The sequence below is a fragment of the Streptomyces sp. NPDC086147 genome, assembly GCF_040702165.1.
Lineage (GTDB): Bacteria > Actinomycetota > Actinomycetes > Streptomycetales > Streptomycetaceae > Streptomyces.
This window is the reverse complement of sequence record NZ_JBFBJO010000001.1, coordinates 35,276-60,405: the sequence shown is the minus strand read 5'-3', so window position 1 is coordinate 60,405 and position 25,130 is coordinate 35,276. Positions and strand designations below refer to the sequence as shown.

General features: G+C 68.3%; 29 protein-coding genes. 2 read left to right on the top strand and 27 right to left on the bottom strand.

Going from position 1 to position 25,130, the window contains the following annotated elements; all coding sequences use genetic code 11:
• Positions 1 to 110: 110 nt before the first annotated feature.
• The 22 genes from rplO to gdhA all read right to left on the bottom strand — a co-directional run bounded on the left by rplO (position 111) and on the right by gdhA (position 11,586).
• On the bottom strand, positions 111 to 566 hold the full coding sequence (gene rplO, locus AB0398_RS00350) for a 50S ribosomal protein L15 (RefSeq protein WP_053646163.1): 456 nt from the start codon (positions 564 to 566) through the stop codon (positions 111 to 113).
• 1 nt (position 567) lies between these two features.
• Positions 568 to 750 carry a 50S ribosomal protein L30 gene (gene rpmD, locus AB0398_RS00345; protein ID WP_056552385.1) on the bottom strand — a complete coding sequence of 61 codons (183 nt, stop codon included), beginning with the start codon at positions 748 to 750 and terminating at the stop codon, positions 568 to 570.
• Positions 750 to 1,352 carry a 30S ribosomal protein S5 gene (gene rpsE, locus AB0398_RS00340; RefSeq protein ID WP_015035588.1) on the bottom strand — a complete coding sequence of 201 codons (603 nt, stop codon included), beginning with the start codon at positions 1,350 to 1,352 and terminating at the stop codon, positions 750 to 752. Before rpsE ends, rpmD begins: the two co-directional genes overlap by 1 nt.
• A 46-nt stretch (positions 1,353 to 1,398) precedes the next feature.
• Positions 1,399 to 1,782, bottom strand: coding sequence for a 50S ribosomal protein L18 (gene rplR, locus AB0398_RS00335; RefSeq protein ID WP_030209008.1), 384 nt, complete (start codon positions 1,780 to 1,782; stop codon positions 1,399 to 1,401).
• 4 nt (positions 1,783 to 1,786) lie between these two features.
• Positions 1,787 to 2,326, bottom strand: coding sequence for a 50S ribosomal protein L6 (rplF, locus tag AB0398_RS00330; RefSeq protein ID WP_053646165.1), 540 nt, complete (start codon positions 2,324 to 2,326; stop codon positions 1,787 to 1,789).
• A 21-nt stretch (positions 2,327 to 2,347) separates the two neighbouring features.
• Complete coding sequence (gene rpsH / locus AB0398_RS00325) at positions 2,348 to 2,746, bottom strand: 30S ribosomal protein S8 (RefSeq protein WP_366371029.1); 399 nt, start codon at positions 2,744 to 2,746, stop codon at positions 2,348 to 2,350.
• A gap of 207 nt (positions 2,747 to 2,953) precedes the next feature.
• Positions 2,954 to 3,139, bottom strand: coding sequence for a type Z 30S ribosomal protein S14 (locus tag AB0398_RS00320; protein WP_003948630.1), 186 nt, complete (start codon positions 3,137 to 3,139; stop codon positions 2,954 to 2,956).
• Positions 3,140 to 3,144: 5 nt separating this feature from the next.
• Positions 3,145 to 3,702 carry a 50S ribosomal protein L5 gene (rplE, locus tag AB0398_RS00315; protein WP_366372315.1) on the bottom strand — a complete coding sequence of 186 codons (558 nt, stop codon included), beginning with the start codon at positions 3,700 to 3,702 and terminating at the stop codon, positions 3,145 to 3,147.
• Positions 3,699 to 4,010 (bottom strand): 50S ribosomal protein L24, encoded by a 312-nt coding sequence (rplX, locus tag AB0398_RS00310; protein WP_030208998.1) that lies wholly within the window; start codon positions 4,008 to 4,010, stop codon positions 3,699 to 3,701. Before rplX ends, rplE begins: the two co-directional genes overlap by 4 nt.
• 2 nt (positions 4,011 to 4,012) lie before the next feature.
• On the bottom strand, positions 4,013 to 4,381 hold the full coding sequence (gene rplN, locus AB0398_RS00305; protein WP_003956455.1) for a 50S ribosomal protein L14: 369 nt from the start codon (positions 4,379 to 4,381) through the stop codon (positions 4,013 to 4,015).
• A 104-nt stretch (positions 4,382 to 4,485) separates the two neighbouring features.
• The gene (gene rpsQ / locus AB0398_RS00300) at positions 4,486 to 4,770 is read right to left on the bottom strand and encodes a 30S ribosomal protein S17 (RefSeq protein ID WP_366371028.1); all 285 of its coding nucleotides are present in this window, start codon (positions 4,768 to 4,770) and stop codon (positions 4,486 to 4,488) included.
• A complete protein-coding gene (rpmC, locus tag AB0398_RS00295; RefSeq protein WP_017239580.1) occupies positions 4,770 to 4,994 on the bottom strand; it encodes a 50S ribosomal protein L29 in 225 nt (74 codons plus the stop codon). Before rpmC ends, rpsQ begins: the two co-directional genes overlap by 1 nt.
• Positions 4,994 to 5,413 carry a 50S ribosomal protein L16 gene (rplP, locus tag AB0398_RS00290; protein WP_015035580.1) on the bottom strand — a complete coding sequence of 140 codons (420 nt, stop codon included), beginning with the start codon at positions 5,411 to 5,413 and terminating at the stop codon, positions 4,994 to 4,996. The genes rpmC and rplP overlap by 1 nt, the downstream gene beginning before the upstream one ends.
• Positions 5,414 to 5,418: 5 nt before the next feature.
• Positions 5,419 to 6,270 (bottom strand): 30S ribosomal protein S3, encoded by an 852-nt coding sequence (rpsC, locus tag AB0398_RS00285; protein ID WP_030214015.1) that lies wholly within the window; start codon positions 6,268 to 6,270, stop codon positions 5,419 to 5,421.
• On the bottom strand, positions 6,270 to 6,617 hold the full coding sequence (gene rplV, locus AB0398_RS00280; RefSeq protein ID WP_016645177.1) for a 50S ribosomal protein L22: 348 nt from the start codon (positions 6,615 to 6,617) through the stop codon (positions 6,270 to 6,272). The genes rpsC and rplV overlap by 1 nt, the downstream gene beginning before the upstream one ends.
• A gap of 42 nt (positions 6,618 to 6,659) precedes the next feature.
• A complete protein-coding gene (rpsS, locus tag AB0398_RS00275) occupies positions 6,660 to 6,941 on the bottom strand; it encodes a 30S ribosomal protein S19 (RefSeq protein WP_015035577.1) in 282 nt (93 codons plus the stop codon).
• A 12-nt stretch (positions 6,942 to 6,953) separates the two neighbouring features.
• Positions 6,954 to 7,790: a 50S ribosomal protein L2 gene (gene rplB, locus AB0398_RS00270; RefSeq protein ID WP_030208986.1), complete on the bottom strand. Its 837-nt coding sequence runs from the start codon at positions 7,788 to 7,790 to the stop codon at positions 6,954 to 6,956.
• Between the two features lie 39 nt (positions 7,791 to 7,829).
• Positions 7,830 to 8,153: a 50S ribosomal protein L23 gene (gene rplW / locus AB0398_RS00265; protein WP_053646169.1), complete on the bottom strand. Its 324-nt coding sequence runs from the start codon at positions 8,151 to 8,153 to the stop codon at positions 7,830 to 7,832.
• Positions 8,153 to 8,803, bottom strand: a complete 651-nt coding sequence (gene rplD, locus AB0398_RS00260; protein ID WP_366371027.1) for a 50S ribosomal protein L4 — start codon at positions 8,801 to 8,803, stop codon at positions 8,153 to 8,155. The genes rplW and rplD overlap by 1 nt, the downstream gene beginning before the upstream one ends.
• Positions 8,804 to 8,810: 7 nt before the next feature.
• Complete coding sequence (rplC, locus tag AB0398_RS00255) at positions 8,811 to 9,455, bottom strand: 50S ribosomal protein L3 (protein WP_366371025.1); 645 nt, start codon at positions 9,453 to 9,455, stop codon at positions 8,811 to 8,813.
• A 13-nt stretch (positions 9,456 to 9,468) separates the two neighbouring features.
• The gene (gene rpsJ, locus AB0398_RS00250) at positions 9,469 to 9,777 is read right to left on the bottom strand and encodes a 30S ribosomal protein S10 (protein ID WP_003948644.1); all 309 of its coding nucleotides are present in this window, start codon (positions 9,775 to 9,777) and stop codon (positions 9,469 to 9,471) included.
• A gap of 441 nt (positions 9,778 to 10,218) precedes the next feature.
• Positions 10,219 to 11,586, bottom strand: coding sequence for an NADP-specific glutamate dehydrogenase (gene gdhA, locus AB0398_RS00245; protein WP_366371024.1), 1,368 nt, complete (start codon positions 11,584 to 11,586; stop codon positions 10,219 to 10,221).
• Between the two features lie 307 nt (positions 11,587 to 11,893).
• Between gdhA and AB0398_RS00240 the strand changes: the two genes are divergently transcribed.
• Positions 11,894 to 13,885, top strand: a complete 1,992-nt coding sequence (locus AB0398_RS00240; RefSeq protein WP_366371023.1) for a PIG-L family deacetylase — start codon at positions 11,894 to 11,896, stop codon at positions 13,883 to 13,885.
• A 108-nt stretch (positions 13,886 to 13,993) separates the two neighbouring features.
• Here AB0398_RS00240 and tuf read toward each other — a convergent pair whose 3' ends face one another.
• From tuf to rpsL, 4 genes are all read right to left on the bottom strand, one after another.
• The gene (tuf, locus tag AB0398_RS00235; protein WP_026058274.1) at positions 13,994 to 15,187 is read right to left on the bottom strand and encodes an elongation factor Tu; all 1,194 of its coding nucleotides are present in this window, start codon (positions 15,185 to 15,187) and stop codon (positions 13,994 to 13,996) included.
• A gap of 151 nt (positions 15,188 to 15,338) precedes the next feature.
• Entirely contained in the window at positions 15,339 to 17,465 is a 2,127-nt protein-coding gene (fusA, locus tag AB0398_RS00230) for an elongation factor G (RefSeq protein ID WP_053646178.1), read from the bottom strand.
• Between the two features lie 39 nt (positions 17,466 to 17,504).
• Positions 17,505 to 17,975: a 30S ribosomal protein S7 gene (gene rpsG, locus AB0398_RS00225; protein ID WP_015035567.1), complete on the bottom strand. Its 471-nt coding sequence runs from the start codon at positions 17,973 to 17,975 to the stop codon at positions 17,505 to 17,507.
• 2 nt (positions 17,976 to 17,977) lie between these two features.
• Positions 17,978 to 18,349 carry a 30S ribosomal protein S12 gene (gene rpsL, locus AB0398_RS00220; protein ID WP_003948652.1) on the bottom strand — a complete coding sequence of 124 codons (372 nt, stop codon included), beginning with the start codon at positions 18,347 to 18,349 and terminating at the stop codon, positions 17,978 to 17,980.
• 338 nt (positions 18,350 to 18,687) lie between these two features.
• Here rpsL and AB0398_RS00215 point away from each other — a divergent pair, with 338 nt between their 5' ends.
• Positions 18,688 to 21,102 carry a YfhO family protein gene (locus AB0398_RS00215; RefSeq protein WP_366371020.1) on the top strand — a complete coding sequence of 805 codons (2,415 nt, stop codon included), beginning with the start codon at positions 18,688 to 18,690 and terminating at the stop codon, positions 21,100 to 21,102.
• Positions 21,103 to 21,227: 125 nt separating this feature from the next.
• Here the strand turns inward: AB0398_RS00215 and AB0398_RS00210 are convergent, their stop codons facing one another.
• Positions 21,228 to 25,127, bottom strand: coding sequence for a DNA-directed RNA polymerase subunit beta' (locus AB0398_RS00210; RefSeq protein WP_366371018.1), 3,900 nt, complete (start codon positions 25,125 to 25,127; stop codon positions 21,228 to 21,230).
• Positions 25,128 to 25,130: the final 3 nt, after the last annotated feature.

Genomic DNA, 25,130 nt, shown 5'->3' with positions numbered 1-25,130 from the left:
AGCCGTCTCCGGCGGAGGCGCCGAGGGCCCTCTCCCCGCCCCCGTACGCAAAGAGGCCCGGCCGGCTCCCCGAAGGGAGCCGGCCGGGCTCAGTGCTGTCGAACCGGAGCTCAGACGAGCTCGGTGACCGTGCCGCCGGCGGCGGCGATCTTCTCCTTGGCGGAGCCGGAGACGGCGTCGACCGTCACCTGCAGCGCCACGGAGACCTCGCCCTGGCCCAGGACCTTGACGAGCTGGTTCTTGCGAACGGCACCCTTGGCGACCAGATCGGCCACCGTGACCTCGCCACCCTGCGGGTAGAGCGAGGTGAGCTTGTCCAGGTTCACGACCTGGTACTCGGTGCGGAAGGGGTTCTTGAAGCCCTTGAGCTTCGGCAGACGCATGTGGAGGGGCATCTGCCCACCCTCGAAGCGCTGCGGAACCTGGTAACGGGCCTTCGTGCCCTTGGTACCACGACCGGCCGTCTTACCCTTCGACGCCTCACCACGACCGACACGGGTCTTCGCGGTCTTGGCGCCGGGGGCGGGACGGAGGTTGTGGGCCTTCAGCGGGTTGTTCTCCGCCATGTCAGTCAACCTCCTCGACCGTCACGAGGTGGCGGACGGTGTGCACCATGCCGCGGAACTCGGGGCGGTCCTCCTTGACAACCACGTCGTTGACCCTCTTCAGGCCGAGCGAACGCAGGGTGTCGCGGTGGTTCTGCTTGCTGCCGATGTACGACTTCGTCTGCGTGACCTTGAGGCGAGCCATTACGCACCCGCCCCGGCACGCGCACGGAGCAGAGCCGCGGGAGCGACGTCCTCGAGGGGCAGACCGCGGCGGGCCGCGATCTCCTCGGGACGCTGCAGGCCCTTGAGGGCCTCCACGGTCGCGTGCACGATGTTGATCGCGTTGTCGGAGCCGAGCGACTTCGACAGGATGTCGTGAACGCCGGCGCACTCGAGGACGGCGCGCACCGGGCCACCGGCGATCACACCGGTACCGGGGGAAGCCGGCTTGAGCAGGACGACGCCCGCGGCCTTCTCGCCCTGGATCGGGTGAGGGATGGTGCCCTGGATGCGGGGAACCTTGAAGAAGTTCTTCTTGGCTTCCTCGACGCCCTTGGCGATGGCCGCGGGAACTTCCTTGGCCTTGCCGTAACCGACACCTACGGTGCCGTCACCGTCGCCCACCACGACCAGCGCGGTGAAGCTGAAGCGGCGACCACCCTTGACAACCTTGGCGACGCGGTTGATCGCGACGACGCGCTCAACGTACGCGGTCTTCTCGGCGGCAGCGCCACCGTCGCGGCCCTTCCGGTCCCGCCGCTCGCCGCCACCGGCACCGCTTCCGCGGCGCTGGGGTCCAGCCATTGGATTTACCTCTCTCTGTTACGTCCGTTAGTCCCGGAACCGGGGCTCAGAACTTCAGCCCGGCTTCGCGGGCGGCGTCAGCCAGAGCGGCAATGCGCCCGGCGTACCTGTTGCCACCACGGTCGAACACGACAGCCTCGACGCCGGCGGCCTTGGCGCGCTCGGCGACCAGGGAACCGACCTGCTTGGCCTTCGCGGACTTGTCGCCCTCGCCACCGCGGATCGACGCGTCCAGGGTCGACGCCGACGCAAGGGTGTGACCCTTGAGGTCGTCGATGACCTGAGCGGTGATGCCGCGGTTGGAACGCGTCACGACGAGGCGCGGACGCTCCGCCGTACCCGACACGTTCTTGCGGATGCGGATGTGGCGGCGCTTCTTGGCGGCGCCCTTGTAGGCGTCGCCCTTGGCGATCTTCACACCGTATGCCATGGCTTTACTTACCAGCCTTTCCGACCTTGCGGCGGATGACCTCGCCCGCGTACTTGACGCCCTTGGCCTTGTACGGGTCGGGCTTGCGCAGCTTGCGGATGTTGGCGGCGACCTCGCCGACCTTCTGCTTGTCGATGCCCTCGACCGAGAACTTGGTCGGCGACTCGACCTTGAACGAGATGCCCTCGGGCGCCTCGACCAGGATCGGGTGGCTGTAACCGAGCTGGAACTCCAGGTTGGAGCCCTTCGCGGCGACGCGGTAACCGACACCGCTGATCTCGAGCGCCTTGACGTAACCCTGGGTCACACCGGTGATCATGTTGGCCACCAGCGTGCGGGACAGGCCGTGGAGGGCCTTGTTCTGACGCTCGTCGTTCGGGCGGGTGACGTTGAGAACGCCGTCCTCACCCTTAACGATCTCGATCGGCGCGGCGACGGTGTGGTTCAGGGTGCCCTTGGAACCCTTCACCGTGACCGTGCGGCCCTCGATGGTGACGTCCACGCCGGCGGGAACCTGGATAGGCAGCTTGCCAATACGCGACATTAGCTATTCCTCCGTTCCCGACTACCAGACGTAGGCGAGGACTTCCCCACCTACGCCCTTCTTGCCTGCCTGCTGGCCGGTCAGGAGACCGTGGGACGTGGAGATGATCGCCACGCCCAGGCCGCCGAGAACCTTCGGCAGGTTGGTGGACTTCGCGTAAACCCGGAGACCGGGCTTCGAGATCCGCTTGATGCCCGCGATGGAGCGCTCACGGTTCGGACCGAACTTGAGCTCGAGGACGAGGCTCTTGCCGACCTCGGCGTCCTCGACCTTCCAGCCCGTGATGAAGCCCTCCTGCTGGAGGATTTCCGCGATGTGAGACTTGATCTTGCTGTGCGGCATCGTCACGGTGTCGTGGTATGCCGAGTTCGCGTTACGCAGACGAGTCAGCATGTCCGCGATCGGATCAGTCATGGTCATGAATTGGCCTTCGGCCTCTCTCGCCGGGGTTTCCAGTGCGCCATCCCTCTCCCCACACAGGGGCGGGACGGGTGCGGCGCGGGGACCTACGGCGTAGTAAGTCGTACGGGCGGCGGACGCCCAACCCCACCAGCCTACGGCATGACGGGGGTGGGCCTCCGCCGACCCAATGCTTACCGAGAGACTCCGGTCATCCCAACTAGGGGATTACCAGGAGCTCTTGGTCACGCCCGGCAGCTCGCCACGGTGAGCCATCTCACGGAGGCACACGCGGCACAGGCCGAACTTGCGGTACACGGAGTGGGGACGACCACAGCGCTGGCAGCGCGTGTAGCCGCGCACGCCGAACTTGGGCTTGCGGGCAGCCTTCGCGATGAGAGCCTTCTTCGCCATCTCGCTTACGCCTCCTTGAACGGGAAGCCGAGGTGACGCAGAAGGGCACGGCCCTCGTCGTCGTTGGTCGCCGTGGTCACCACGGTGATGTCCATACCCCGGACACGGTCGATCTTGTCCTGGTCGATCTCGTGGAACATGACCTGCTCCGTGAGACCGAAGGTGTAGTTGCCACGGCCGTCGAACTGCTTGGGGGACAGGCCGCGGAAGTCGCGGATGCGCGGGAGCGCGAGCGACAGGGTGCGGTCCAGGAACTCCCACATGCGGTCGCCACGGAGCGTGACGTGGGCGCCGATCGGCTGGCCCTCGCGGAGCTTGAACTGCGCGATGGACTTGCGGGCCTTCGTGACGGCCGGCTTCTGACCGGTGATCGTCGTGAGGTCGCGGATCGCGCCGTCGATCAGCTTCGAGTCACGGGCGGCGTCGCCGACACCCATGTTGACCACGATCTTCACGAGGCCGGGGATCTGCATGACGTTCTCGTACGAGAACTCGTCGCGCAGCTTGCCCGCGATCTCCTCGCGGTACTTCGTCTTGAGACGCGGAGTGGTGGTAGCCATCAGATGTCCTCACCCGTCCGCTTGGCAACGCGGATCTTGTTGCCCTCGTCGTCGAAGCGGTAACCGACACGCGTGACGACCTTCTTGCCGTCCTTCTCCACGACGAGCTGAACGTTGCTCACGTGGATCGGGGCCTCGGTCGTCACGATGCCGCCGGCCTGCGAGGGGCCGGCCTTGGTGTGCTTCTTGACCCGGTTGACACCCTCGACGAGGACGCGGTTCTCGCGGGGGAAGGCCGTGACGACCTTGCCCTGCTTGCCCTTGTCCTTACCGGTGATGACCTGGACCAGGTCGCCCTTCTTGATCTTCATGCTTACAGCACCTCCGGCGCGAGCGAGATGATCTTCATGAACTTCTTCTCGCGCAGCTCACGGCCGACCGGGCCGAAGATACGGGTGCCACGAGGGTCGCCGTCGTTCTTGAGAATGACAGCGGCGTTCTCGTCGAAGCGGATGTACGAGCCGTCCTGGCGGCGGCGCTCCTTGACGGTGCGAACGATGACCGCCTTGACGACGTCACCCTTCTTCACGTTGCCGCCGGGGATCGCGTCCTTGACGGTGGCGACGATGACGTCACCGATGCCCGCGTAGCGGCGACCCGAGCCACCGAGAACACGGATGCAAAGGATCTCCTTGGCACCAGTGTTGTCGGCGACACGCAGTCGCGACTCCTGCTGGATCACGTCTATCTCCTGATTGTCTGCCGGTTCCCGGCGGAGAAGCGCTGATGATCAGCGCTTCTCCACCGAGCCTGGCGGAACTGACCCGAGGGAAACCCCTCGAGTAATTACTTGGCCTTCTCGAGGATCTCGATGACGCGCCAGTGCTTCGTGGCGGACAGCTTCCGGGTCTCCATCAGGAGGACGCGGTCGCCGATGCCGGCAGCGTTCTGCTCGTCGTGAGCCTTGAGCTTGTTCGTACGGCGGATGACCTTGCCGTACAGCGCGTGCTTGACGCGGTCCTCGACAGCGACGACGACGGTCTTGTCCATCTTGTCGCTGACGACGAGGCCCTCGCGGACCTTGCGAGCGTTGCGCTCGGTCTTCTGCTCAGTCACGTTGCTCTCGCTCATCAGGCGTTCTCCACCGTCTCGATGCCCAGCTCACGCTCACGCATCAGGGTGTAGATCCGGGCGATGTCCTTACGGACGGACTTGAGCCGACCGTGGTTCTCGAGCTGACCCGTCGCCGCCTGGAAGCGGAGGTTGAACAGCTCTTCCTTGGCCTCGCGGAGCTTGTTGAGAAGCTCCTCGTTGCCCAGCTCGCGCAGCTCGGACGCCTTGGTACCGGCCGACATCACAGCTCACCTGCTTCGCGCTTCACGATCTTGCACTTCATCGGCAGCTTGTGGGCCGCACGGGTCAGGGCCTCGCGCGCGATCTTCTCGTTCGGGTAGGACAGTTCGAACATCACCCGACCCGGCTTGACGTTCGCGATCCACCACTCGGGAGAACCCTTACCGGAACCCATGCGGGTCTCGGCGGGCTTCTTCGTGAGGGGGCGGTCCGGGTAGATGTTGATCCAGACCTTGCCGCCACGCTTGATGTGGCGGGTCATCGCGATACGAGCCGCCTCGATCTGGCGGTTGGTCACGTACGCCGGCGTGAGGGCCTGAATGCCGTACTCGCCGAACGCAACCTGCGTACCACCCTTGCTCATGCCCGAGCGCTTGGGGTGGTGCTGCTTGCGGTGCTTGACCCTACGGGGGATCAGCATTTCGGTCAGGCCTCCGTTCCGGTGCTCTCAGCCGGAGCGGCAGCGGCGGCGGGAGCGTCGGCCTTGGGGGCCTCGGCAGCCGGCGCGGACTGCTGCTGCGGCTTGCGGCCGCGGCCGCCACGCTCGCCACCGCGGCCACCACGGCCGGCGGGACGGTCGCCAGCGCCACCCGCGCCACGGGCCGGGCGGTTACCCGCACGGGCCGCGGCGTTCTCGGCGCGGACCTCGGCGATGTTCTTGACGTCGCCCTTGTAGATCCAGACCTTCACGCCAATGCGACCGAAGGTCGTCTTGGCCTCGAAGAAGCCGTAGTCCACGTTCGCGCGGAGCGTGTGCAGCGGCACACGGCCCTCGCGGTAGAACTCCGAGCGGGACATCTCGGCGCCGCCGAGACGGCCACCGCACTGGATCTTGATGCCCTTGGCGCCGGCCTTCATGGTGCCCTGCATGCTCTTGCGCATGGCACGGCGGAAGGAGACGCGGGAGGAGAGCTGCTCGGCGACGGCCTGGGCGACCAGCTGGGCGTCCATCTCGGGGTTCTTGACCTCGAGGATGTTCAGCTGGACCTGCTTGCCCGTCAGCTTCTCGAGGTCGCCGCGGATGCGGTCGGCCTCGGCGCCGCGGCGGCCGATGACGATGCCGGGACGCGCGGTGTGGATGTCCACACGCACACGGTCACGGGTGCGCTCGATCTCCACCTTCGAGATGCCGGCGCGCTCCATGCCGGACGTCATCATCCGACGGATGGCGACGTCTTCCTTGACGTAGTCCTTGTACAGCTTGTCGGCGTACCAGCGGGACTTGAAGTCCGTGGTGATGCCGAGCCGGAACCCATGCGGGTTAACCTTCTGGCCCATTACCGGGTTCCTTCCTTGCTGCTGACGACCACGGTGATGTGGCTGGTCCGCTTACGGATCCGGTAGGCACGGCCCTGGGCACGCGGACGGAACCGCTTCAGGGTCGGGCCCTCATCCACGTACGCCTCGCTGATGACCAGCGAAGAGGCGTCACTGTGGTCGTAGTTGTGCGCGGCGTTGGCGATGGCGCTGTCCAGCACCTTGCCGACCGGCACGCTCGCGGCCTGCGGGGCGAAACGCAGGACCGCCTGAGCCTCCGTGGCATCCATGCCACGGATAAGGTCCACCACGCGGCGGGCCTTCATGGGCGTAACGCGGATGTACCGCGCCTGGGCCCTGGCTTCCATGGTTGTCCTTCCAGTGTCTGTCATGGTCATTCCACCCCGCTACTAGCGGCGCTTCGACTTCCGGTCGTCCTTCACGTGACCCCGGAAGGTGCGCGTCGGCGAGAACTCGCCGAGCTTGTGGCCGACCATCGACTCGGTGACAAACACCGGAATGTGGGTCTTGCCGTTGTGCACCGCGATCGTGTGGCCGAGCATGGCCGGGATGATCATCGAGCGACGGGACCAGGTCTTGATGACGTTCTTGGTACCGGCTTCGTTCTGGGCGTCCACCTTCTTGACGAGGTGGCCGTCGACGAAGGGTCCCTTCTTGAGACTGCGCGGCATCTAAACCCGCTCCTAGCGCTTCTTGTTCGTCTTGCGGCGGCGGACGATGTACTTGTTCGAAGCCTTCTTCGGCGAACGAGTACGACCCTCCTTCTGACCCCACGGGGAGACCGGGTGGCGACCACCGGAGGTCTTGCCCTCACCACCACCGTGCGGGTGGTCGACCGGGTTCATCGCCACACCGCGGACGGTCGGGCGAACACCCAGCCAGCGCTTACGGCCGGCCTTGCCCCAGTTGATGTTCGACTGCTCGGCGTTGCCGACCTCGCCGATGGTGGCGCGGCAGCGGGCGTCGACCAGACGGATCTCGCCGGAGGGCATGCGGAGGTGGGCCATCGTGCCCTCCTTCGCCAGCAGCTGCACGGAGGCACCGGCCGAGCGCGCGAACTTGGCGCCGCCACCGGGACGGAGCTCGATCGCGTGGATCGTGGTACCGACCGGGATGTTGCGGAGCGCCAGGTTGTTGCCGGGCTTGATGTCCGCGCCGGGGCCGTTCTCGACGCGGTCACCCTGCGTCAGACCCTTGGGGGCGATGATGTAGCGCTTCTCGCCGTCCACGTAGTGGAGGAGCGCGATGCGCGCGGTGCGGTTGGGGTCGTACTCGATGTGAGCGACCTTGGCCGGCACGCCGTCCTTGTCGTGACGACGGAAGTCGATCACGCGGTAGGCGCGCTTGTGGCCACCGCCCTGGTGACGGACGGTCACACGACCGGTGTTGTTACGGCCGCCCTTGCTGTGCAGGGGGCGGACCAGCGACTTCTCCGGCGTGGACCGCGTGATCTCGACGAAGTCGGCTACGGAGGAGCCACGACGGCCCGGCGTAGTCGGCTTGTACTTGCGGATACCCATTTCTCAGTCCTCGTCCGATATCGGACGACTCGACCGCCGTCAGGCGGTCGGGCCGCCGAAGATGTCGATTCGGTTGCCCTCAGCAAGGGTCACGATGGCGCGCTTGGTGTCCTTGCGCTTGCCGAAACCGGCCTTGGTCCGCTTGCGCTTGCCCTGGCGGTTGATCGTGTTGACCCCGGTGACCTTGACCGAGAAGACCGCCTCGACGGCCTGCTTGATCTGGGTCTTGTTGGAGCCGGGCGCGACGATGAACGTGTACTTGTTCTCGTCGAGCAGGGCGTAGCTCTTCTCCGAGACGACCGGCTTGACGAGGATGTCACGCGGGTCCGAGAAGGTCTTGCTGGTGACGACGGCCTCGCTCATCAGGCGTCGCTCCCTTCGGTCTCAGCGGTCTGGGGGCCAGACACGAAGGACTCGAGGGCGGCCTTGGTGAAGACCACGTCGTCGGAGACGATCACGTCGTACGTGTTGAGCTGGCCCGGCTCCAGGATGTGCACCTGGGGCAGGTTACGAGCGGACAGCCACGCGGCCTCGTCGGAGCGCTCGGCGACCAGGAGCAGGTTCTTGCGCTCCGAGATCTTGCCGAACAGCGTCTTCGCGGCCTTGGTGGAGATCTCACCCTCGACCACGCCGGAGACGACGTGGATGCGGGAGTGGGTGGCCCGGTCCGAGAGGGCACCACGGAGAGCGGCGACCTTCATCTTCTTCGGGGTCCGCTGCGAGTAGTCACGCGGCTGGGGGCCGTGCACGACGCCACCACCGGCGAACTGCGGGGCGCGGGTCGAACCCTGACGGGCGCGGCCGGTGCCCTTCTGGCGGTAAGGCTTCTTGCCACCACCGCGGACTTCGCCACGGGTCTTGGTCTTGTGCGTGCCCTGACGGGCCGCGGCCAGCTGCGCGACGACGACCTGGTGGATCAGCGGAACGCTGACCTTGGCGCCGAAGATCTCCTCGGGGAGCTCGACGGTCCCGGTCTTGTCGCCTGCCGGCGAAAGGATGTCAATGGTGCTCATCGGTTCCTCAAACCCCCTTGGCCGCGGTGCGGACCAGGACGAGGCCACCGTTGGGGCCGGGGACGGCGCCCTTGATGAGCAGCAGACCCTTCTCGGCGTCAACGGCGTGGACGGTCAGGTTCTGGGTGGTCACGCGCTCGTTGCCCATGCGACCAGCCATCTTCATACCCTTGAAGACACGGCCCGGGGTGGCACAGCCACCGATGGAACCGGGCTTGCGGTGCACGCGGTGGGCACCGTGCGACGCCTTGCCACCACGGAAGTTGTGGCGCTTCATGACGCCGGCGAAGCCCTTGCCCTTGCTCTTCGCGGTGACGTCGACCTTCACGCCGGCCTCGAAGAGCTCGGCGGTGATCTCCTGGCCGAGCGTGTACTCGGAGGCGTCGGCGGTGCGGAGCTCCACCAGGTGACGGCGCGGGGTGACGTCGGCCTTGGCGAAGTGACCCTTGAGGGGCTTGTTCACCTTGCGCGGGTCGATCTCGCCGAAGGCGATCTGGACCGACTCGTAGCCGTCGTTGTCGTTCGTGCGGACCTGGGTCACGACATTCGGACCGGCCTTGACGACGGTGACCGGGACGACCCGGTTGTTCTCGTCCCAGACCTGCGTCATGCCGAGCTTCTCGCCCAGGATGCCCTTGATGTTCTTAGCCATCTCGCGCGTCACCTCAGAGCTTGATCTCGATGTCGACGCCCGCCGGCAGGTCGAGACGCATGAGCGAGTCGACCGTCTTCGGCGTGGGGTCGAGGATGTCGATGAGGCGCTTGTGCGTGCGCATCTCGAAGTGCTCGCGCGAGTCCTTGTACTTGTGCGGCGACTTGATGACGCAGTACACGTTCTTCTCAGTGGGCAGCGGCACCGGGCCCGCGACCGACGCACCAGTGCGGGTCACCGTCTCGACGATCTTCTTCGCCGAGGAGTCGATGACCTCGTGGTCGTAGGCCTTGAGCCGGATGCGGATCTTCTGTCCCGCCATGGCTACTAGTAGTCCTTTGTCTCGTAACGCTCTGGCACTCGGGGGTTCTCACGACTCCGCCTCCGACCCACGCGGTCGGGCGTGTCGCGCTCCCTCTACGCAGAAGTCCCTGAGGACTTCCCAACCAAGGGGGCGCGGTCCCGAGAACCGCGAGCCGGGGGCAGAACACCCACCGAGCGCCTGGCCGGTACCCCGCTGACGCTTCCCAGAAGATTCCCGTACGTCCGCCCCTGACGAGGGGCGACGAGTACTGTGGGACTCGCTTCCGGTCCTCCCGACGGGAGGCGCGCAGCATCGGCACTCAACCGAGCAACCCCGACAGTCTGCCACACCGGGCCGTCCCGCCGCCAATCGGGGTCGAAGACTGTACCCCACGTCACGTGGACCCATGCGCCGGGGCGCACGCGCCGAAGCGGTGCGCCCCTCCGTCGGCCTCGGGGATCAGATGACGCCCTGCGCCAGCATCGCCTCCGCGACCCGCTCGAAGCCCGCGATGTTGGCCCCCGTGACGTAGTCGCCCGGAGCGCCGTACCGCTCGGCCGTCTCGTGGCAGGCGGTGTGGATCGAGGTCATGATCCCGGCGAGCTCCGCCTCCACCTTCTCCGCGCTCCAGGACGTGCGGGAGTGGTTCTGGGCCATCTCCAGGGCGCTGACGGCGACGCCGCCCGCGTTGGCGGCCTTGCCCGGGCCGAAGGCGACGCCGGCCCGCTGGAACAGGTGCACCGCCTCCGCCGTGGTGGGCATGTTGGCGCCCTCGGCGACGGCCTTCACGCCGTTGCGGACCAGGGTCGCCGCGTCCTCCTCGCCGAGCTCGTTCTGCGTCGCGGACGGCAGGGCGACGTCGGCGGGGACCTCCCAGACCCGGCCGCCGGGCACGAAGCGCGCGGAGGCGCCCCGGCGCTCGGCGTAGTCGGCGACCCGGCCGCGCTCGACCTCCTTGATCCGCTTCAGCAGGTCGAGGTCGATGCCCTTGTCGTCGTACACGTACCCGCTGGAGTCGGAGCAGGTGAGCGGGTTGGCGCCGAGGGCGAGCAGCTTCTCGATCGTATACAGCGCCACGTTGCCGGAGCCGGAGACGACGGCCGTCTGGCCCTCCAGGTCCTCGCCGCGCTCGCGGAGCATCGCCGCCGTGAAGAGCACGCTGCCGTAGCCGGTGGCCTCCGGGCGGATCGCGGAGCCGCCCCAGCCCGCGCCCTTGCCGGTGAGGACGCCGGCCTCCCAGCGGTTGGTGATCCGCCGGTACTGGCCGAAGAGGTAGCCGATCTCCCGGCCGCCGACGCCGATGTCACCGGCCGGCACGTCGGTGTGCTCGCCGAGGTGCCGGTACAGCTCGGTCATGAACGACTGGCAGAACCGCATGACCTCGGCGTCGCTGCGCCCGTGCGGGTCGAAGTCGCTGCCGCCCTTGCCGCCGCCGATGCCGAGACCGGTCAGCGCGTTCTTGAAGATCTGCTCGAAGCCGAGGAACTTGACGATGCCCAGGTTCACGGAGGGGTGGAAGCGCAGGCCGCCCTTGTACGGGCCGAGCGCGCTGTTGAACTCGACGCGGAAGCCCCGGTTGACGTGCGTCCGGCCCCGGTCGTCCTGCCACGGCACCCGGAAGACGATCTGCCGCTCGGGCTCGACGAGCCGCTCCAGGAGGCCGGGCTCGGCGAACTCGGGCCGGGCCACGAGCACCGGGGCGAGGCTGTCGAGCACCTCGTGGACGGCCTGGTGGAACTCGGGCTGCGCCGGGTTGCGGTGCTCGATCTCGGCGCGGAGGGCGTCGAGGGTGGAGCGGGCGGTCTGCGGGTCGGGTCGGTTCGGCACGTGGAACCCCCTTCTGGCACGGCTGGACGCCGGCGGAGAACCGGGTGGGAGCGCTCGGCGCCGTTGCCGCGCGCGGGGAGGGATGGACGGCCGCTCCGGGACTCCGTCGTCCCCGCCGCCGTGCCCACTGTTACATCCATGTGAATGCAAGCACCAGTAAGCGGACGTCGGGGTCCGCCATCCGAGACGGTCGCGGACCCTCCGTACGCCCGTCCCCTCCTCCGGCGCGCACGCCCCTCTCGCACACGCACAACCCCTTCGCACAGATTTCCGTCTTCCAGGGGACCGACGAGCGAAGGGCCCCGCAGTGCAGCACACCCGACCCCCCAGACGGGCGGTGCTCGCCACCGCCCTCGCCGTCACCGCGGCCGCCGCCGGGTGCTCCGTACCGGAGCCGCGCCGGAGCGCGCCGACCGCCGACCCGGCGCCGGGGAAGCCGATCGCCTCGGCACGGGCCGGCCGGGCGCTCCTGATGCAGTTCGCCGCACACCCGGACGACGACCTGTACTTCATGAACCCCGACTCGCAGCGGCTGCTCGACGCGGGCGTCCCGCTCGTCTCCGTGTACGTGACGGCCGGCGAGCACAACGGCGTGAACCGCGTCGCGGGGATGCCCGGGACGCCCCCGGACCCGGCCGCCTACTCCGCCGCCCGCCACCAGGGCCTGCGCCAGTCCTACGCGGCGGCGCTCGGCCTGCCGCTGTTCACGCCGTGGCGGCGGAAGGCCCTGGACCTCCCCGGCGGCCAGCGGGCCGAGGCCGACGTCCTCGCCCACGGCGGGCGCCGGGTCGAGCTGGTCTTCCTCAACCTGCCGATGCACACCCCCCGCCGCTACATGGCCCTGCCCGCGCTCTGGGAGGACCGCGCCCTGGAGCTGCGGACCCACCTGTCCGCCGGCTCCCCCGTCACCCGGGTGGACACCTACGACTACGACGGCCTCGTCGGCGTCCTCGCCGGGCTGCTCGCCCGCTACCGGCCCACGGTGGTGCACACCCTGGACCCCGACCCGGACGTCCAGCACAGCGACGAGGCCACCCGGCGGCGGGACTCCGAACAGCCGGGCTACGCCGACCACGGGGACCACACGGCGGTCGCCTGCTTCACCTGGGCGGCGCTGTGCCGCCGGGTCTCGGACGCGGTGCGGGACGGCGAGCCGATACCGGCGTTCACGACGACGGCCTTCCGCGGCTACTACAACCGCCACTGGCCCAAGAACCTCCCGCCGAAGGTCCTGGAGGAGAAGGCCGCCCGCCTCGTCCCGTACGGTGGCGACCCCTCCTGGCGGTGCGGCAACCCCTCGGGCTGCGGCGACTACGGCGTCGGCGGCGACCGCCCGCTGACCAACCGCAAGGGCTGGGTCCGCTCCACCCACCACCGCTGGCCCGGCGCCCGCCCGGCCCTCGCCGAGGAGCCGGACGGCCGGCTCGCGGCGTACGGGGTGCTGGGCCTGCGCGCGGTCCGCCGGCGCGAGTCGGCCCCCGGCAGCGGCGTCTGGGGCGAGCCGGAGGACCTCGGCGGCGGCCCGCTCGCCCCGGCGCTCGGTTCGGCGGTCCTCCCCGACGGCCGGGTGCTGCTCCTCGGGGTGCGGTTCGCCGCGCTCGACGGGCACGGCGGCGCCAACCGCCGGGAGGTCGCCCTCCTCGAACAGCGGTCCCCAGGCGGCCCGTTCCTCGCCTGGCGGAGCCTGGGGAACCCGGAGCGCGGGGACGACCGGGGGCGCCGGCTCGGCTCCCCGGTGGCCGTCGCGGCCCCCGACGGCCGGGTCCACCTCTTCGTACGGAACGCGGACAAGCGCCTCTCGACCCGGGTCCGGTCGGCGGACGGCTCCTGGAGCCCGTGGCGGACGCTCCCCGGGGACGCCGAGGTCCAGGACGGCCCGGCCGTCTCGGTGGACGCGGCGGGCCGGATCCACGTGTACGCGGCGGGCCGGGAGTCCGTACGGCACTGGGTGGACGGGCGGGAGCGGACGGAGCGGCTGCCGCTCTCCGGGTCCGCGGTGGCGAGCGCGGACGGCGAGCTGTTCCACCGGCCCCCGGCGGACGCCCGGCTGCTCGGCCCGGACGGCGACACCGGTCTCGACGGGTACGGGGAGGTGGTCGCCGCGCGTTCGGCGGCGCTCGGCACCGTCCTGCTCGGCACCGACCCGCGCGGCCGGACGGCGGTGCGGACCGGGGGCCGGACCCGGGTCCGTACGACGGGGGGCGCGGCGGCGGCCCCGGCCGCGCTGCACCTGGGGGCGCGGGGGGCGACCGTGGTGGGTCTCGGCGCGGACGGCCGGCCCTGGAGCTGGAAGCCGTAGAAGCCCCGGGAACACGAGCCCGGGAACGCGAAGAAGCCCCGCACCTTCCGGTGCGGGGCTTCTCCCTACTGCTCAGCGGCTCCTGGGAACCACCAGGTCAGCGCAAGATCAGGCAGTGATCTTGACGACCTGGCCGGCGCCGACGGTCCGGCCACCCTCACGGATGGCGAACTTGAGGCCCTCCTCCATGGCGATGGGCTGGATCAGCTCAACGCTCATGGCGGTGTTGTCGCCCGGCATGACCATCTCGGTGCCCTCGGGGAGGGTCACGACGCCGGTCACGTCCGTGGTACGGAAGTAGAACTGCGGGCGGTAGTTGTTGAAGAACGGGGTGTGACGGCCACCCTCGTCCTTCGACAGGATGTAGGCCTGGGCCTCGAAGTTCGTGTGCGGCGTGACCGAACCCGGCTTGATGATGACCTGGCCGCGCTCGACGTCCTCACGCTTGATGCCACGGAGGAGCAGACCGACGTTCTCACCGGCCTGGCCCTCGTCGAGCAGCTTGCGGAACATCTCGATACCGGTGACCGTGGTGGTGGTCTTCTCGGTCTTGATGCCGATGATGTCGACGGTCTCGTTGACCTTGAGGATGCCGCGCTCGATACGACCGGTGACGACGGTGCCACGACCGGTGATCGTGAAGACGTCCTCGATCGGCATCAGGAACGGCTTGTCGACGTCACGCTCGGGCTGCGGGATGGACTCGTCCACCGCGTGCATGAGGCCGAGGAGCTTCTCGCCCCACTCCTTGTCGCCCTCGAGCGCCTTGAGCGCCGAGACGCGGACGACCGGAAGGTCGTCGCCCGGGAACTCGTACTCGGAGAGGAGCTCACGCACCTCGAGCTCGACGAGCTCCAGGATCTCCTCGTCGTCCACCATGTCGGCCTTGTTCAGGGCGACGACGATGTACGGAACGCCGACCTGGCGGGCCAGGAGCACGTGCTCCTTGGTCTGCGGCATCGGGCCGTCGGTGGCGGCGACCACGAGGATGGCGCCGTCCATCTGCGCGGCACCCGTGATCATGTTCTTGATGTAGTCCGCGTGACCGGGGCAGTCGACGTGGGCGTAGTGACGCGACTCGGTCTGGTACTCGACGTGCGCGATCGAGATGGTGATACCGCGCTGGCGCTCCTCGGGAGCCTTGTCGATCTGGTCGAAGGCCGAGGCCTCGTTCAGGTCCGGGTACGCGTCGTGCAGCACCTTGGTAATGGCGGCCGTGAGGGTCGTCTTACCGTGGTCGATGTGACCGATGGTGCCGATGTTGACGTGCGGCTTAGTCCGCTCGAACTTCGCCTTCGCCACGGGGGTCCTCCTGGAGAGTGGTTCTGTACGCCTTACTCATCGGCGCCAGGTGATCTTTGCTGGGATGCCATCCGCCGGAGCCCGGTTCCTCGGGTCTCGGGGGCCGAGCCCCGGCGTCTGGTGTCAAGCCTAAAGCGTGAACTCGGGAGAGTTACTCGCCCTTGGCCTTCGCGATGATCTCCTCGGCGACGTTCCGGGGAACCTCGGCGTAGGAGTCGAACTGCATCGAGTAGCTTGCGCGACCCGAGGTCTTGCTGCGGAGGTCTCCGACGTAGCCGAACATCTCCGAAAGGGGCACGAGGCCCTTCACGACGCGAGCGCCGCTGCGCTCCTCCATGGCCTGGATCTGGCCACGGCGGGAGTTGATGTCGCCGATGACCTCACCCATGTAGTCCTCGGGCGTGGTGACCTCGACGGACATCATGGGCTCGAGGATGACCGGCGAAGCCTTCCGCGCGGCCTCCTTGAAGGCCTGCGAACCGGCGATCTTGAACGCGAGCTCGGAGGAGTCGACCTCGTGGTAGCCACCGTCGAGAAGAATGACGCGGACGCCGGTCATCTCGTAGCCGGCCAGGATGCCGAACTGCATGGCCTCCTGCGCACCCGCGTCGACCGAAGGGATGTACTCCTTCGGGATGCGGCCACCGGTGACCTTGTTCACGAACTCGTAGGAGGCGTCGCCACCCTCGATGGGCTCGATCGCGATCTGCACCTTGGCGAACTGACCGGTACCACCGGTCTGCTTCTTGTGGGTGTAGTCCACGCGCTCGACGGTCTTGCGGATCGTCTCGCGGTACGCGACCTGCGGCTTGCCGACGTTCGCCTCGACCTTGAACTCGCGACGCATGCGGTCGACGAGGATGTCGAGGTGGAGCTCGCCCATGCCACCGATGATGGTCTGGCCGGTCTCCTCGTCCGAGTGGACCTGGAAGGAGGGGTCCTCCTCCGCGAGACGCTGGATGGCGACACCCAGCTTCTCCTGGTCACCCTTGGACTTGGGCTCGATGGCGACCTGGATGACCGGCGCCGGGAAGTCCATGGACTCCAGGATGACCGGGTTCTTGTCGTCGCACAGCGTCTCACCGGTGGTGGTCTGCTTGAGGCCCATGACGGCGACGATGTCGCCGGCGCCCACCGAGTCGATCTCCTCACGCTTGTTCGCGTGCATGCGGTAGATCTTGCCGATGCGCTCCTTCTTGCCCTTGACGGAGTTCAGCACCGCGGTGCCGGCCTCCAGGCGACCGGAGTAGATCCGGACGAAGGTGAGCTTGCCGAGGTGCGGGTCGCTCGCGATCTTGAACGCGAGGGCCGACAGCGGCTCGTCGTCGGACGGCTTGCGCCGGACGACGACCTCGGGGTCCTTGACGTCCTGGCCCTCGATGGCCTCGACGTCCAGGGGCGAGGGCAGGTAGCGGACGACCGCGTCGAGCAGGGGCTGGACGCCCTTGTTCTTGAACGCGGTGCCACAGAACACGGGGGTGACCGTGGTCTCGCCGCCCTTGCCGGAGGCGATGGTGATGCGACGGACAGCCGCGTAGAGCTGCTCCTCGGTGGGCTCGACGCCCTCCAGGAAGAGCTCCATGAGCTCCTCGTCGTTCTCCGCGACGGTCTCGACCAGCTTGCCGCGGTACTCCTCGGCGAGCTCGGTGAGGTTGGCCGGGATGTCGACGACGTCGTACATCTCGCCCTTGCTGGCCTCGGCGGACCAGACGAGGGCCTTCATGCGGACCAGGTCGACGACGCCCTCGAAGTCGGCCTCGGCACCGATCGGGAGCTGCATGACGATCGGGGTGGCGCCGAGGCGGCCCACGATCATGTCGACGCAGCGCAGGAAGTCGGCGCCGGTGCGGTCGAGCTTGTTGACGAAGCAGATGCGCGGAACGCCGTAGCGGTCCGCCTGACGCCAGACGGTCTCGGACTGGGGCTCGACGCCGGCCACACCGTCGAACACGGTGACAGCACCGTCGAGCACGCGCAGCGAACGCTCCACCTCGACGGTGAAGTCGACGTGGCCCGGCGTGTCGATGATGTTGATCGTGTGATCGACATTCTCGAGCGGCCAGTGACAGGTCGTCGCGGCGGACGTGATCGTGATGCCGCGCTCCTGCTCCTGCTCCATCCAGTCCATCGTGGCAGCGCCGTCGTGGACTTCACCGATCTTGTACGAGACACCGGTGTAGAACAGGATCCGCTCGGTGGTGGTCGTCTTGCCCGCGTCGATGTGCGCCATGATGCCGATGTTGCGCACCTTGGCAAGGTCAAGCGAAGTGGTAGCCATATCGGCTCAGTCTTCTCTCGGTCTCGATGTGGGTTGCGACTACCAGCGGTAGTGCGCGAAGGCCTTGTTGGACTCGGCCATCTTGTGCGTGTCCTCACGCTTCTTGACGGCAGCACCGAGGCCGTTCGAGGCGTCGAGGAGCTCGTTCATGAGGCGCTCGGTCATGGTCTTCTCGCGACGGGCGCGGGAGTAACCGACGAGCCAGCGGAGGGCAAGGGTGGACGCGCGGCCCGGCTTGACCTCGATCGGCACCTGGTAGGTGGCGCCACCGACACGGCGGGACTTGACCTCAAGAGCCGGCTTGACGTTCTCCAGCGCGCGCTTCAGCGTGATGACCGGGTCCTGGCCGGTCTTCTCGCGAAGACCCTCCATGGCGCCGTACACGATGCGCTCGGCGGTGGAACGCTTGCCGTCCAGCAGGATCTTGTTGATCAGCGAGGTGACAAGAGGAGAGCTGTAGACCGGGTCGATGATGACCGGGCGCTTCGGGGCGGGGCCCTTACGAGGCATTCTTACTTCTCCTTCTTGGCGCCGTAGCGGCTGCGAGCCTGCTTACGGTTCTTGACGCCCTGCGTGTCGAGGGAACCGCGGATGATCTTGTAGCGAACACCCGGCAGGTCCTTCACACGGCCACCGCGCACGAGCACGATGGAGTGCTCCTGCAGGTTGTGACCCTCACCCGGGATGTAGGCCGTGACCTCGATGCCGGAGGTCAGACGCACACGCGCGACCTTACGGAGCGCCGAGTTCGGCTTCTTCGGGGTGGTCGTGAACACACGCGTGCAGACGCCGCGACGCTGAGGGGAACCCTCGAGTGCGGGCGTCTTGTTCTTCTCGACCTTGTCCTGCCGGCCCTTGCGGACCAGCTGCTGGATCGTAGGCACTACTTCTCCGGTTTCTGTGTGCCGTCGGTAAAACTAACCTGGAACATTCACCGACCCACGCGGTCGGGTGTGTCGGATCCCGCGGACCCCCGCCGAGGGCGGGAAAAAGCGCGGATCACGGTGGCCGGTACGGAACTCGCCGTGCGGTTGAGGACACGCACACGAGCCCAGGCACACCCCAGGCACAAGGCTTGAGCGTACCTATCGCACGGACTCCGGTCAAAACAAATGCCTAGGACCCCCCTGCGGGCACGGCCCCGGGCGCCCCGTCGGGCTCTTCGGACCGCCACCTAAACTGTCCGAACGAGCCATCGTATCGAGTTTCAGGGAGCCACACATTGGCGAGCCGGATCAAACGGCTGTACGCCCCCCTGCTCGCCTTCGCCCTCACCTCCGTAGCGTTCTGCACGGCATGGGCGCTGCGCGGCACCTTCCCCTTCGGGAACACCGGGCGGGCCATCAACGACCAGGCCAACCAGTACATCCCCTTCCACCGGGCGCTCTGGGACCTGGTGCACGGGCAGGCCGCCGGTGACGCGCTGTTCACCTGGCGGGGGGCCTTCGGGCAGCAGTTCCTGTCCGACTACTACACCTACCTGGGCAACCCGTTCTCCTGGCTGGTGACCCTGGTGCCGCGGGCCCACGTGGACCTGGTGGTCTTCGCGATCTCCCCGCTGACCATGGGGCTGGCCGCCGCGCTGATGGCCGTCTACCTGGGCCGGCTGGTGCCGGGCCCCTGGTGGCAGCGGGGCGTGCTCGGCGCGGCGTACGGGCTGTGCGGGTGGGCGCTCAGCGACGCCTCGTACATCCCGATGTGGCTGTGGGGCCTGGTCGCGCTCCCCATGCTGGGGATCGCCGTCGAGTGGTGTCTGGAACAGCGCCGCTGGCCGGCCGTCGCCCTGCTGGTGACGCTGGCCTGGGTGGGCAACTTCTACACCGCGATGATGGCGACGATGGCGGCCTGCGTGCTGCTGGCCATCCGCCTGATCACCCGGGACATGACCGGTGAGCAGCGGCTGCGCGCCGTGTTCCGGGCCGCCACCGCGGCCGCCACCGGCATCCTCCTCGTCCTGCCGCTGCTGCTCCCCTCCTTCCTCTCCAGCGGCGCGGCCCAGCCCACCAGGGCCGCCGAGTTCGATCCGCAGCGGCTGGACGTGTTCCTCACCGGGATGCTGCCCGCCACCCACCTCTGGGGCGGCCGGCCGAGGCTCTACATCGCCACCCTGGGCCTGATCCTGGCGCTCTCCTTCCTGATGAACTCCGCGATCGCCAGGAAGACCCGGCTGGTGTGGGGGCTGGCCGTGGTGCTGGTGGCGGCCTCGTTCCAGTTCCCGCCGACCCAGTACGTCTGGCACGGCCTGGCGGTCCCGAACGGCAACCCGTACCGCGAGGCCTTCGTGTTCAGCGGGATGCTGGTGATCCTGGCCTGGATGGCGCTGGCCCACCGCCCGCGCCCGCTGCACCTGGCGATCGCGACCGGCGTGATCGTCGTGGCCACCTTCCTGCTCAGGAACACCGACGACTTCTCGGTGGAGACCTGGTACGCGGTCCTGGGCGGCGGCGCGCTGTCGCTGCTCGCCCTGCTCCTGCTGCGCGCGGGCGAACACCGCCGCGCGCTGATCCCGGTGGCCGCCGTGCTGATGGTCGGCGTGGTCTTCGCCGAGTCCGCCCTGTCCGCCTTCAACGCGGACGAGAAGCGGGTCCGGGAGCGGTGGGCCACCCCGGCCGTCACGTCGAACCAGTCGATCGCCAACCACTTCGACGCCGTCCGCTCCGTGGACGGCTGGCCCGCCTACCGGACCGACTCGGGGAAGCCGCAGACCTCGTACAACGACGCGCTGGCCCTCCAGGCGGAGGGTCCGCAGTACTACAGCAGCTACCTGCCCGAGACCACCTTCCGGGCCCTGGAGCCGCTGGGCTACGGCTACAAGAACGACGGCCGCACCTTCTTCGGCGCCGACAACCCGGTCCTGGACGCCATCTTCTCCATCGGCGCCCGGGTCTCCCGGGTCCCCGGCGAGAAGAACGCCTGGGCCGGCCGGACCTTCCCCGCGCCCCCGCTGGTGACCGTCCGGAACGCCGCCTTCACGTCCCCCGCCCCGGCCGGCAGCGTCTGGGCCCACCAGGAGGACGTCCTGGGCAGCGCCGTGTACGAGGTGCCCCGCACGACCCCCGGCGGTACCGCGACCGAGCAGACGTACACCGCGTCCTGCCGTCCCGGCACGGAGGCCTACTGGTACTCCCCCGCCCTCAACGGCACGCTCACCACCGCCGGCACCCGGCTGCGCCTCGAAGACCGCCTCACCGGGGTCCTCGGGCTGGGCCCGGTCCCGGCGGACGGCACCCTCCGGGTCACCGTCAGGACCAAGAGCGACGCCCGGGCGCCGGAGCACCCCGTCGGCTGCCTGAACCGCCCCGCCCTCGACAAGGCCGTCCAGGGCCTCACCGCCACCGGAGCCACCGCGGTGAAGGCCGGCGGCCACACCATCGAGGCCACCCTGCCCGCGGGCAGCGGGGGGACCGCGGTGTTCGCCATGACCGACGTCCCCGGCTGGCAGTGCTCGGCCCCCCGGAAGGAGTTCCACGGCCTGGTGGCCCTGGACCTCTCCCCCGGCACGGAGAAGGTCTCCTGCACCTTCACGCCCAAGGGCCTCCTGCCCGGTCTGGCCGCCGCCGCCCTGGCCCTCCTCACCCTGGTCACCGTCACGGTGGTCTCCCGCCGCCGGAACCGCGCGCACGCACCGGCGGAGTGACCTCCCCCTCCCCCGGGGATCCACCCCGGGGGAGGGAAGGGGGGCGGTACCGCGCACGCAGCACGAAGAAGCCCCCCGCCGCTCCTCTCGGAGCGGCGGGGGGCTTCTCGTCACGCGGGTGACTCTCAGCCGTTGTACGGGCCGTAGTCGTAGTCCTCCAGCGGAACGGCCTGGCCGGAGCCGGAGCCGAACGGCGAGTAGTCGATGTCGTCGTAGCCGACGGCCGAGTACATCGCGGCCTTCGCCTCCTCGGTCGGCTCGACCCGGATGTTGCGGTAGCGGGACAGACCCGTACCGGCCGGGATGAGCTTACCGATGATGACGTTCTCCTTGAGGCCGATGAGGCTGTCGGACTTGGCGTTGATCGCCGCGTCCGTCAGGACTCGGGTCGTCTCCTGGAAGGAGGCGGCCGACAGCCAGGACTCCGTCGCGAGCGAGGCCTTGGTGATACCCATCAGCTGCGGACGGCCGGAGGCGGGGTGACCGCCCTCGGTGACCACACGACGGTTCTCGGTCTCGAACTTCGACCGCTCGACCAGCTCGCCCGGAAGCAGCTCCGCGTCGCCGGACTCGATGATCGTCACGCGGCGCAGCATCTGCCGGATGATGATCTCGATGTGCTTGTCGTGGATCGACACGCCCTGCGAGTTGTAGACCTTCTGGACCTCGCCGACCAGGTGGACCTGGACCGCGCGCTGACCGAGGATCCGGAGCACGTCGTGCGGGTTGGTGGCACCCACGGTGAGCTTCTGGCCCACCTCGACGTGGTCGCCCTCGCCCACGAGCAGACGGGCACGCTTCGAGATCGGGAACGCCGTCTCGTCGGTGCCGTCGTCCGGGGTGACGACGATCTTCTTGGTCTTCTCGGTCTCCTCGATGCGGACGCGGCCGGCCGCCTCCGAGATCGGGGCGACACCCTTCGGCTGCCGGGCCTCGAAGAGCTCGACGACACGGGGCAGACCCTGCGTGATGTCGTCACCGGCCACACCACCGGTGTGGAAGGTACGCATCGTCAGCTGGGTACCGGGCTCACCGATGGACTGGGCGGCGATGATGCCGACCGCCTCACCGATGTCGACCAGCTTGCCGGTGGCGAGCGAACGGCCGTAGCAGAACGCGCAGGTGCCGACGGCCGACTCACAGGTCAGGACCGAACGGGTCTTGACCTCCTCGACGCCCGCGTTGACCAGGGCGTCGATGAGCACGTCACCCAGGTCGACGTTGGCCGGCGCGATGACCTTGCCGTCCACGACGACGTCCTCGGCGAGCATCCGCGCGTACACGGAGGTCTCGACGTCGTCCGTCTTGCGCAGGACACCCGTCTCGTCCTTCGCCGCGATCCGCAGCTTCAGACCGCGCTCGGTGCCGCAGTCCTCCTCGCGGATGATGACGTCCTGCGAGACGTCCACCAGACGACGGGTCAGGTAACCCGAGTCGGCGGTACGCAGGGCGGTGTCGGCGAGACCCTTACGGGCACCGTGCGTCGAGATGAAGTACTCGAGGACGGACAGACCCTCGCGGAAGGACGCCTTGATGGGACGCGGGATGGTCTCGTTCTTCGCGTTCGACACCAGACCACGCATACCGGCGATCTGCCGCATCTGCATCATGTTTCCTCGGGCACCCGAGTCAACCATCATGAAGATGGGGTTCGTCTTGGGGAAGTTCGCGTTCATCGCCTCGGCGACCTCGTTGGTCGCCTTGGTCCAGATCGCGATGAGCTCCTGCGTGCGCTCTTCCTTGGTGATCAGACCGCGCTCGTACTGCTTCTGGACCTTCTCGTCCTGCGCCTCGTACCCGGCGACGATCTCCTTCTTCGCCTCGGGGACGACGACGTCGGAGATGGCCACGGTGACGCCGGAGCGGGTCGCCCAGAAGAAGCCGGACGCCTTCAGGTTGTCGAGCGTCGCCGCCACGATGACCTTGGGGTAGCGCTCGGCCAGGTCGTTGACGATCTCGGAGAGCTGCTTCTTGCCCACCGAGTAGTCGACGAACGGGTAGTCCTCGGGCAGCAGCTCGTTGAAGAGCGCGCGGCCCAGGGTGGTGCGCAGACGGAACGAGTCCCCCTGCTGCCACTCGGGCTCGCCCTCCTCGCGCGCCGGCGGGGTCCAGCCGCGCGGCGGGATGGTGCCCACCGGGAAGCGGATGTCGATCGGCGACTGCAGCGCGAGCTCGCCGGCGTCGAACGCCATGATCGCCTCGGCCGTGGAGCCGAACGCGCGGCCCTCGCCCTTGGTGTCACGGAGCTCGCCGTCGGTGGTCAGGAAGAACAGACCGAGGACCATGTCCTGGGTCGGCATCGTGACCGGGCGGCCGTCGGCCGGCTTGAGGATGTTGTTCGAGGACAGCATCAGGATGCGGGCCTCGGCCTGCGCCTCCGCGGAGAGCGGCAGGTGGACGGCCATCTGGTCACCGTCGAAGTCCGCGTTGAACGCGGTGCAGACGAGCGGGTGGATCTGGATGGCCTTGCCCTCGACCAGCTGCGGCTCGAAGGCCTGGATGCCGAGGCGGTGCAGCGTGGGCGCACGGTTCAGGAGGACCGGGTGCTCGGCGATGACCTCTTCGAGGACGTCGTACACGACCGTGCGGCCGCGCTCGACCATCCGCTTGGCCGACTTGATGTTCTGCGCGTGGTTCAGGTCGACCAGGCGCTTCATCACGAACGGCTTGAAGAGCTCCAGGGCCATGGCCTTCGGCAGACCGCACTGGTGCAGCTTGAGCTGCGGGCCGACGACGATGACGGAACGGGCCGAGTAGTCGACTCGCTTGCCGAGCAGGTTCTGACGGAAACGACCCTGCTTGCCCTTGAGCATGTCGCTCAGGGACTTCAGCGGGCGGTTGCCGGGACCGGTGACCGGGCGACCGCGACGACCGTTGTCGAAGAGGGCGTCCACGGCCTCCTGGAGCATGCGCTTCTCGTTGTTCACGATGATCTCGGGCGCGCCGAGGTCGAGAAGCCGCTTCAGGCGGTTGTTGCGGTTGATCACGCGGCGGTACAGGTCGTTCAGGTCGGAGGTCGCGAAGCGGCCACCGTCCAGCTGCACCATCGGACGCAGGTCCGGCGGGATGACCGGCACGCAGTCGAGAACCATGCCCTTGGGGCTGTTCGCGGTCTGCAGGAACGCGGAGACGACCTTGAGGCGCTTGAGCGCACGGGTCTTCTTCTGGCCCTTGCCGGTGCGGATGATCTCGCGGAGGCGCTCGGCCTCCTCCTCCAGGTCGAAGGACTCCAGGCGCTTCTGCAGCGCCGCGGCACCCATCGAGCCGTCGAAGTACGTGCCGAAGCGGTCACGCAGCTCGCGGTAGAGGAGCTCGTCGCCCTCCAGGTCCTGGACCTTGAGGTTCTTGAAGCGCGACCAGACCTCGTCCAGACGGTCGATCTCGCGCTGCGCGCGGTCGCGCAGCTGCTTCATCTCGCGCTCGGCACCCTCGCGCACCTTGCGGCGCACGTCGGCCTTGGCGCCCTCGGCCTCCAGCTCGGCGAGGTCGTTCTCGAGCTTCTTGGCGCGGGCCTCCAGGTCGGAGTCGCGACGGTTCTCGATCTGCTGGCGCTCGACGGAGACGTGCGCCTCCAGGGAGGGCAGGTCACGCGTACGGCGCTCGTCGTCGACGTACGTGATCATGTACGCCGCGAAGTAGATGACCTTCTCCAGGTCCTTCGGGGCGAGGTCGAGCAGGTACCCGAGGCGCGACGGGACGCCCTTGAAGTACCAGATGTGGGTGACGGGAGCGGCGAGCTCGATGTGGCCCATCCGCTCGCGGCGCACCTTGGCGCGGGTGACCTCGACGCCACACCGCTCGCAGATGATGCCCTTGAAGCGGACGCGCTTGTACTTGCCGCAGTAGCACTCCCAGTCCCGGGTCGGACCGAAGATCTTCTCGCAGAAGAGTCCGTCCTTCTCGGGCTTGAGCGTGCGGTAGTTGATGGTCTCCGGCTTCTTGACCTCGCCGTGGCTCCACTGACGGATGTCGTCAGCGGTGGCCAGACCGATCCGGAGCTCGTCGAAGAAGTTGACGTCGAGCACTAT